This is a genomic window from Nocardioides sp., assembly GCF_051876515.1.
Taxonomy (GTDB): Bacteria; Actinomycetota; Actinomycetes; order Propionibacteriales; family Nocardioidaceae; genus Nocardioides.
Genome location: NZ_JBJEHY010000174.1, coordinates 1 through 8,111 on the forward strand (window position 1 = coordinate 1; position 8,111 = coordinate 8,111).

7 protein-coding genes and 1 tRNA gene are annotated in these 8,111 nt (G+C 70.6%); 6 read left to right on the top strand and 2 right to left on the bottom strand.

The annotated features are described in order from the left end of the window. The first annotated feature begins 158 nt into the window (after nucleotides 1–158). Entirely contained in the window at nucleotides 159–578 is a 420-nt protein-coding gene (locus ACI379_RS13160) for an ImmA/IrrE family metallo-endopeptidase (protein WP_439792545.1), read from the top strand. Nucleotides 579–613: 35 nt separating this feature from the next. Here the strand turns inward: ACI379_RS13160 and ACI379_RS13165 are convergent, their stop codons facing one another. Beyond that, a complete protein-coding gene (locus tag ACI379_RS13165) occupies nucleotides 614–1,732 on the bottom strand; it encodes a tyrosine-type recombinase/integrase (protein WP_439792546.1) in 1,119 nt (372 codons plus the stop codon). Between the two features lie 268 nt (nucleotides 1,733–2,000). Continuing rightward, nucleotides 2,001–2,072, bottom strand: a tRNA-Arg gene (locus tag ACI379_RS13170). Nucleotides 2,073–2,182: 110 nt separating this feature from the next. On the opposite strand from ACI379_RS13170, the gene argS reads away from it, so the two are divergent. The 5 genes from argS to ACI379_RS13195 all read left to right on the top strand — a co-directional run. Beyond that, nucleotides 2,183–3,838 (top strand): arginine--tRNA ligase, encoded by a 1,656-nt coding sequence (gene argS / locus ACI379_RS13175; protein ID WP_439792547.1) that lies wholly within the window; start codon nucleotides 2,183–2,185, stop codon nucleotides 3,836–3,838. Between the two features lie 3 nt (nucleotides 3,839–3,841). Continuing rightward, nucleotides 3,842–5,242, top strand: a complete 1,401-nt coding sequence (gene lysA, locus ACI379_RS13180; RefSeq protein WP_439792548.1) for a diaminopimelate decarboxylase — start codon at nucleotides 3,842–3,844, stop codon at nucleotides 5,240–5,242. After that, complete coding sequence (locus ACI379_RS13185) at nucleotides 5,242–6,543, top strand: homoserine dehydrogenase (RefSeq protein WP_439792549.1); 1,302 nt, start codon at nucleotides 5,242–5,244, stop codon at nucleotides 6,541–6,543. Before lysA ends, ACI379_RS13185 begins: the two co-directional genes overlap by 1 nt. Next, nucleotides 6,540–7,625: a threonine synthase gene (gene thrC, locus ACI379_RS13190; RefSeq protein ID WP_439792550.1), complete on the top strand. Its 1,086-nt coding sequence runs from the start codon at nucleotides 6,540–6,542 to the stop codon at nucleotides 7,623–7,625. Before ACI379_RS13185 ends, thrC begins: the two co-directional genes overlap by 4 nt. Then, nucleotides 7,625–8,111 (top strand): homoserine kinase (locus ACI379_RS13195; RefSeq protein WP_439792551.1); only part of this gene is annotated, 487 nt, incomplete at its 3' end. The genes thrC and ACI379_RS13195, both read left to right, overlap by 1 nt.

Consider the following 8,111-nt stretch of genomic DNA (forward strand, 5'->3'; position numbering starts at 1 on the left):
GAGGCGGCCAGGCTGGCGGAGGCCACCCCCGTCGTCCGCAACCTCCCCACTTTGGCCGACAAGCGCCGCCAGAAGTCGTACCCGGTCGTCGAAGACGAGGCCGCGCGCGAGGACAAGGACTGAGCACCGTGTCGGACGGGGCCACTACGGTCCCGGCCATGACGGGGGACCTGAATCCGTGGCGCCGGCTTCGCGCTCTCGCGGAGTGGACGCTGCGCTGGCACGAGCCGGACGCCGACCGGCGCATGGGTGTCACGCGCCACGCGCACCGCACGATCAGCCTCCGCTCGGACCTCACGTGGGAGCAGCGCCGGTGCACGATCCTCCATGAGTGCCTGCACGCCGAGCACGGCCCGGTGCTGTCGACGCACCTCGCGCGGCACGAGGCGGACGTGCGTCGCTCGACGGCCCGCCTGCTGATCCCTGACGTCGAGCGCATCGGGGACGCGCTGGCCTGGGCGCTGTCCCTGGAGGAGGCTGCCGAAGAACTGCACGTGGACGTTCGCGTCCTACGCGACCGGCTGCGCTGGCTGCACCCGAGTGAGCGGCACTACCTGCACGAGCGCCTGGCGGACTAAAGAGGCTGCGGGCCGAAGCGGCGGGCAGCCAGCGCCTAGATCTCCTTCGGGGGTCGCGCGCCGCTCAGCACGCGCGACGCCGCGTCGGCCGCGGCGGCCTGCACGTCGGGCAGCAGGTGCCCGTAGGTGTCGATCGTGGTCGTGATCTTCTCGTGCCCGAGGCGCGCCTGGATCACCGGCAGGCTGATGCCTTGGCCGATCAGCAGCGCCACGTGCGAGTGCCGCAGGTCGTGGATGCGCGGCTTCGGGTCGGGGATGCTGCGCGTCGACCGCGTGCGCCACTGGTCGCGGTAGAAGGTCTGGTGCTTGACCCACTCGCCGATCTTGTTGACGAACAGCAGCTCGTCGGGGCGCTTGCCTGTCACGAGCGGGCGCACCGCCTCGACCACCTCGGGCGGCAGGGTCACGGTGCGACGAGACTTCTTCGTCTTGGTGGGGCCGACGTAGAAGCGCTTGTTCTCGCGGTCGCTCTTCCACGCCTTCGTGACGCGCACGGTCGCCCGGTTGAGGTCGACGTCTCCGGCGGTGAGTGCCGTGGCCTCGCTCCAGCGCATGCCGGTGCCCACGAGCATCCACATGAGGGGGCGGTAGAAGGGCGTGGTGTCCTCGATGACCTGGAGTAGTTCGGCAGCGTTCAGGTAGCGGTGCTCGGCGGCCTCATGGTCGGTGGAGCGCCCGAGCTTCACGCCGACAGCGGGGGAGCGTTCGATGTGGTTGTCGAGCTCGGCGGCTTTGAACATGCCCGTGAGGACACCCCACGCGTTGGCGATCGTCTTGTCGGCGCCCGTCTGGGCTGCCAGGGCTCGACGGACGTCCTCGCTGGTGATGCGGTCGATCTTCATGTGACCCAGGTGCGGCTCCCAACGGATCCGCCAGTCGCGGCGGTAGTTGGTGAGCGTGGCCGGCGACGCGCTCGGGAGGGCGTCGAAGTGCCTCGCGGCCCACTCGCTCAGCGTCATCGAGCCTGCGAACTCCTGCTCTGCCAGCAGGTTGTCGAGCGCCCAGTCTCCGCCGCGCTGCTCCACGTCGCGGGCGAACTGCTGCGCCTCGGGGTCGGTGTCGAAGGTCCACGAGGTGTTCAGGCCGTTGGCGCGGAAGCGCACGTAGTAGCGCACGGTCCCGTCGCGCGCGGTCCTCGTCTTGACGCTCGGCATGCCCTCAGTGTGCCACGAGTGGTGTGTACGTGGTGTGTACGTGGGGTGTGGCACATTCGGAAATGTGCCCTTGACCTGCATGTTCTCTGGCGCCCCCGGCAGGATTCGAACCTAGGCTCCCGCCTCCCGGAAATGTCACAGCGGCGGTGCTCTCGTTGAGCACCGCCGCCGTTCATCTGCGCCCCCACTAGGATTCGGTCCTAGGCTCCCGCCTCCCGGAAATGTCACAGCGGCGGTGCTCTCGTTGAGCACCGCCGCCGTTCATCTGCGCCCCCACTAGGATTCGAACCTAGGCTCCCGCCTCCGGAGGGCGGTGCTCTATCCCCTGAGCTATGGGGGCTCAGGCGAGGTAGACCATACAACCCGCCGCCCGGCCACGTGAAACCGGTTCGGTCTCGCGCCGGTGAAACCGGTTCGGAGTGCGGGGTGGTGCGCCGATAGGCTTGCGGGGTGAATCCTGACCAGCTCTCCACCACGATCGTCGACGTCCTGCAGGCCCTGGTGGCCGACGGCTCGGTGACGCTGCCCGACGGCGTCCCGACCTCCGTGACGGTGGAGCGACCCCGGCAGAAGGGGCACGGCGACTACGCCACCAACGTGGCGCTGCAGCTGGCCAAGAAGGCGGGCACCAACCCGCGCGCGTTCGCCGAGCTCGTCAGGACGGGCCTCGAGGCCGCCGACGGGATCGACGCCGTCGAGATCGCCGGACCGGGCTTCCTCAACATCACCGTCTCCGCCGGCGCCCAGGGCCAGGTGGCCGACGACGTCGTTGCCGCGGGTGCTGCGTACGGCTCGAACGACTCCTTCGGCGGCGAGAAGATCAACCTCGAGTTCGTCTCGGCCAACCCGACCGGCCCGATCCACATCGGCGGCGTCCGCTGGGCGGCTGTGGGCGACGCGCTGGGGCGCATCTTCACGATGTCGGGCGCCCAGGTCACCCGCGAGTACTACTTCAACGACCATGGCGGCCAGATCGACCGCTTCAGCGGCTCCCTGCTGGCAGCGGCGCACGGTCGGCCGACCCCCGAGGACGGGTACGGCGGCGCGTACATCGACGAGATCGCCGCGAACGTGGTCGAGGTCCGGCCCGACGTCCTCGAGCTCGACGACGAGGCCGCGCAGGAGGTCTTCCGCGAGGTCGGCGTGGACCTGATGTTCGCCGAGATCAAGAAGAGCCTGCACGACTTCGGTGTCGACTTCGACGTCTACTTCCACGAGGACAACCTGCACACCTCCGGCGCGGTCGAGCGCGCCGTGGAGCGGCTCACCGAGCTGGGGAACACCTACGAGCAGGACGGCGCGATCTGGCTCCGGACCGAGAAGTTCGGGGACGACAAGGACCGCGTGATCATCAAGCGCGACGGTCAGGGCGCGTACCTGTCCGGCGACCTGGCCTACTACCTCGACAAGCGCAGCCGCGGGTTCGACCGCTGCCTGATCATGCTGGGCGCCGACCACCACGGCTACGTGGGCCGGATGATGGCGATGTGCGCGGCGTTCGGCGACGAGCCGGGCAAGAACCTCGAGATCCTCATCGGCCAGATGGTGAACCTGCTGCGCGACGGACAGCCGCTGCGGATGTCCAAGCGCGCCGGCACCGTGGTCACGATCGACGACCTGGTGGACGCGATCGGCGTGGACGCCGCCCGCTACGCGCTGGCCCGCTACTCGTCGGACTCCAACATCGACCTCGACCTCGACCTGTGGGCCAAGGCCGCCAGCGACAACCCCGTCTACTACGTGCAGTACGCCCACTCGCGCAACTGCTCGCTGCTGCGCAACGGTGAGGCGCTGGGCCTGGCCCCGGCGTCCCACCCCGAGCTGCTCACCCACGAGAAGGAGGGGGACCTGCTGCGCGCCCTCGCCGAGTTCCCGCGGGTCGTCTCCGCGGCTGCTGAACTGCGTGAGCCGCACCGGGTGGCGCGCTACCTCGAGGACACCGCGGCGGCCTACCACAAGTTCTACGACCAGTGCCAGGTGCTGCCGAAGGGCGACGAGGAGCCCACCGACCTGCACCGGGCCCGGCTGCAGCTGGTCGACGCGACCCGGATCGTGCTGGCCAACGGTCTCGACCTTCTCGGCGTCTCCGCGCCCGAGAGGATGTGAGTCGTGCCCACCGCACACCCCTCCGGCTGGGCTCACGCCGACGGCGCCCTGCGCGGGCCGCACTGGCTCAGCGCCCCTGAGGACCCCAACGCCCTGCTGCCCCAGCTGTGGTCCACCACCGCGGAGAAGACCGACGGCGTCCTGAGCGTGGGCGGGGTCACCCTGCCCGACCTGGTCGCCGAGCACGGCTCCCCGGCGTACGTCCTGGACGAGGCGGACTTCCGCGCCCGGGCCGCCGCCTTCCGTGACGGGTTCGCCGACTTCGACGTCTTCTACGCCGGCAAGTCGTTCCTGGCCACCACGGTCGCCCGCTGGGTGGCCGAGGAGGGCCTGCACCTCGACGTCTGCTCGGCCGGTGAGCTGCTCGTCGCCGAGCGTGCCGAGTTCCCGATGGAGCGGGTCGGCTTCCACGGCAACAACAAGACCGTTGCCGAGCTCGAGCGCGCGCTGACCCTGGGTGTGGGCCGGATCATCGTGGACTCGTTCACGGAGATCGAGCGGATCGGCGCGGTCGCGGTCGAGCTGGGTCGTACGGCCCGCGTCATGGTTCGGGTCACTGCCGGCGTCGAGGCGCACACGCACGAGTTCATCGCCACCGCGCACGAGGACCAGAAGTTCGGCTTCTCGATCGCCTCGGGTGACGCCTTCGAGGCGGCCCGGCGGGTGCTGGCCACCGAGGGGCTGACCCTGCTGGGGCTGCACAGCCACATCGGGTCGCAGATCTTCGACACCTCCGGCTTCGAGGTCGCGGCCCGCCGCGTGCTCGCGCTGCACGCCCGGATCGCCTCCGAGCTGGGCCACGTCTCGCCCGAGATGGACCTGGGCGGCGGCTTCGGCATCGCGTACACCAGCCAGGACGACCCGCAGACGCCGGCCGACCTGGCCACCCGGCTGGGCAAGATCGTCGACGACGAGTGCGCCATCTTCGGGCTGGAGCGACCGCGGCTGTCCATCGAGCCGGGCCGCGCGATCGTCGGACCGTCGATGTGCACCGTGTACGAGGTCGGCACCGTCAAGCGGGTCGCCCTCGACGGCGGCCAGCACCGCACGTACGTCTCCGTCGACGGCGGGATGAGCGACAACATCCGCACCGCGCTGTACGACGCCGACTACTCCGCCACGCTCGCCTCGCGGGCCAGCGGTGCCGAGCCGACGCTGTCGCGCATCGTGGGCAAGCACTGCGAGGCGGGCGACATCGTGGTCAAGGACGAGTTCCTGCCCGGCGACGTGGCGCCGGGAGACCTGGTCGCGGTGCCGGCGACCGGCGCGTACTGCCGCTCGATGGCCTCGAACTACAACCACGCGTTGCGTCCGCCGGTGATCAGTGTGCGGGATGGGCAAACATTCGTCGTCCTCAGGCGCGAAACTGTGGAGGACTTGTTGTCGACGGACGTAGGTGCTTGATGAGTGAGGGTGACAAGCGCGCTCTGCGCGTGGCCGTCCTGGGCTGTGGCTCGGTCGGTTCCCAGGTGGTGCGGCTCCTGCAGGAGCAGAGCGGCGACCTCGAGGCGCGCATCGGCGCCCCGGTCGAGCTCGCCGGTGTCGCGGTCCGCCGCCTCGACTCCGAGCGCGAGGTGGAGGTGCCCGAGGGCCTGCTCACCACGGACGCGATGGGCCTGGTCACCCGTGACGACGTCGACCTGGTCGTCGAGGTCATCGGTGGCATCGAGCCGGCCCGCAGCCTGATCGTGGCCGCCCTCGAGAGCGGCGCGAGCGTCGTGACCGCCAACAAGGCGCTGCTGGCCGAGGACGGTCCGACGCTCTTCGAGGCGGCTGACAAGTCCGACCGGGACATCTACTACGAGGCCGCCGTCGCCGGCGCCATCCCGATCCTGCGTCCGCTGCGCGAGTCGCTGGCCGGTGACCGGGTCACCCGCGTGATGGGCATCGTCAACGGCACCACCAACTTCATCCTCGACAAGATGGACACCTCCGGTGCCGGCTTCTCGGAGGCGCTGGAGGAGGCCCAGGCGCTCGGGTACGCCGAGGCCGACCCGACCGCCGACGTGGAGGGCTTCGACGCCGCGGCCAAGGCCGCGATCCTTGCCTCCCTGGCGTTCCACTCCCGCGTCACCGCCGCAGACGTGCACCGCGAGGGCATCTCGGACGTCACCGCCGCCGACGTGGCCTCGGCCCGCGACATGGACGCGGTCGTCAAGCTGCTGGCCATCTGCGAGCTCACCGGCGACCAGGTCGCCGCCCGGGTGCACCCGGTGATGATCCCGCGCAGCCACCCGTTGGCCAGCGTGCGCGGCGCGTACAACGCCGTGTTCGTCGAGTCCGAGGCCGCCGGCCAGCTGATGTTCTACGGCCCCGGTGCCGGTGGCGCGCCCACCGCCAGCGCCGTGCTCGGCGACCTGGTCACCGTCGCCCGCAACCGCCTGGCCGGTACCCGCGGCTCCGGTGAGAGCGCGTACGCCGACCGCGCCGTGATGCCGATGGGGGAGACCGTCACCCGCTACCACGTCGCGATCGACGTGGAGGACCGTGCGGGCGTGCTCGCCGCGGTCGCGCAGGCGTTCGCCGACCAGGGCGTCTCGATCCAGACCGTCCGTCAGGAGGGTCGCGGGGCCGACGCCCAGCTCGTCGTCGTGTCGCACACCGCCACCGACGCCGCCCTGTCGGCCACGGTGGAGCAGCTCAGGAACATGGAGATCGTGCGCGAGGTGACCTCGGTCATGCGCGTTGAGGGAGGAGACGAATGACCACCAACGGCCAAGGGGCCAACGGTCAGTGGCGCGGCGTGATCGAGGAGTACCGCACGCTGCTCGACATCCCCCAGGACACCCCGGCGGTCACGCTGGGGGAGGGCGGGACCCCGTTGGTGGAGTCGCTGTGGCTCTCGGAGGTGACCGGCGGCCAGGTGTGGCTCAAGGTCGAGGGCAACAACCCGACCGGCTCCTTCAAGGACCGCGGCATGACCGCCGCGCTGTCGGTGGCCGTGCACGAGGGCGCCAAGGCCGTCGTCTGCGCCTCGACCGGCAACACGTCGGCCTCGATGGCCGCGTACGCCGCCAAGGCCCGGATCAAGCCGCTGGTGCTCGTGCCGGAGGGCAAGATCTCCGCCGGCAAGATGGCGCAGGCGATCATGCACGGCGCCCAGATCATCATGGTGCGCGGCAACTTCGACGACTGTCTGCGGATGTCGCGCGGGCTCGCCGAGAACTACCCGGTCGCGCTGGTCAACTCGGTCAACCCGGTACGTCTCGAGGGGCAGAAGACCGCGTCGTTCGAGGTGGTCGACCGTCTCGGTGACGCCCCGGACTTCCACCTGCTGCCCGTCGGCAACGCCGGCAACATCTCGGCGTACTGGCTCGGTTACAAGCAGTACGCCGACCTGGGCCGCGCCACCAAGCTGCCCGTGATGCGGGCCTACCAGGCCGAGGGCGCCGCCCCGCTGGTCACCGGTGAGGTCTTCCCCGAGCCCGAGACCAAGGCGACCGCGATCCGCATCGGCAACCCGGCCTCGTGGAAGCTGGCCGAGGCCGCCGCCGCCGAGTCGGGGGGCCGCTTCGCCTCGCTGAGCGACGAGCAGATCCTCAAGGCCCAGCGCGAGCTGGCCGCCAACGACGGCGTCTTCGTCGAGCCCGCCTCCGCGGCCGGTGTCGCCGGCCTGCTGCAGGACCTCGAGCGGGGTGACTCGTACGCAGGCAAGAAGGTCGTCATCACCGTCACCGGCCACGGCCTCAAGGACACCGTGACCGCGCTGGAGGGCTTCGGGCCCGTCACCGAGACGGTGGTGGACGCCGACGTGGAGGCTGCAGCCTCCGCCGCCGGTCTGCGCTGATGGTGACGTTCGTCGAGGGGCAGGTACGGGTCACCGTGCCGGCCACGTCGGCCAATCTCGGACCGGGCTTCGACGCCCTCGGCCTCGCGCTGACGCTGCGCGACGAGCTGGTCGCGCAGGCGCGACCCACCCCGGGTGTCGAGGTCGTCGTCACCGGCGAGGGCGAGGGAGAGGTTCCGCTCGACGAGACCCACCTGGTCGTCCGATCGATCGCGGCCGCGCTCGCCCTGATGGACGCGCCGCTGCCGGGCCTGCGCCTGGAGTGCCGCAACGTGATCCCGCACAGCCGCGGGCTGGGCTCGTCGTCCGCCGCGATCGTGGCTGGCGTGGTGCTGGCCCGTGCACTGGTCGCCGGGGGACAGCTGCTCGTCTCCGACGAGGCGCTGTTCGCGCTGGCCGCCGACATCGAGGGGCACCCCGACAACGTCGCGCCCGCCTTCCACGGCGGGTTCACCATCTCCGGGCAGGAGGACGGACGCTGGTTCT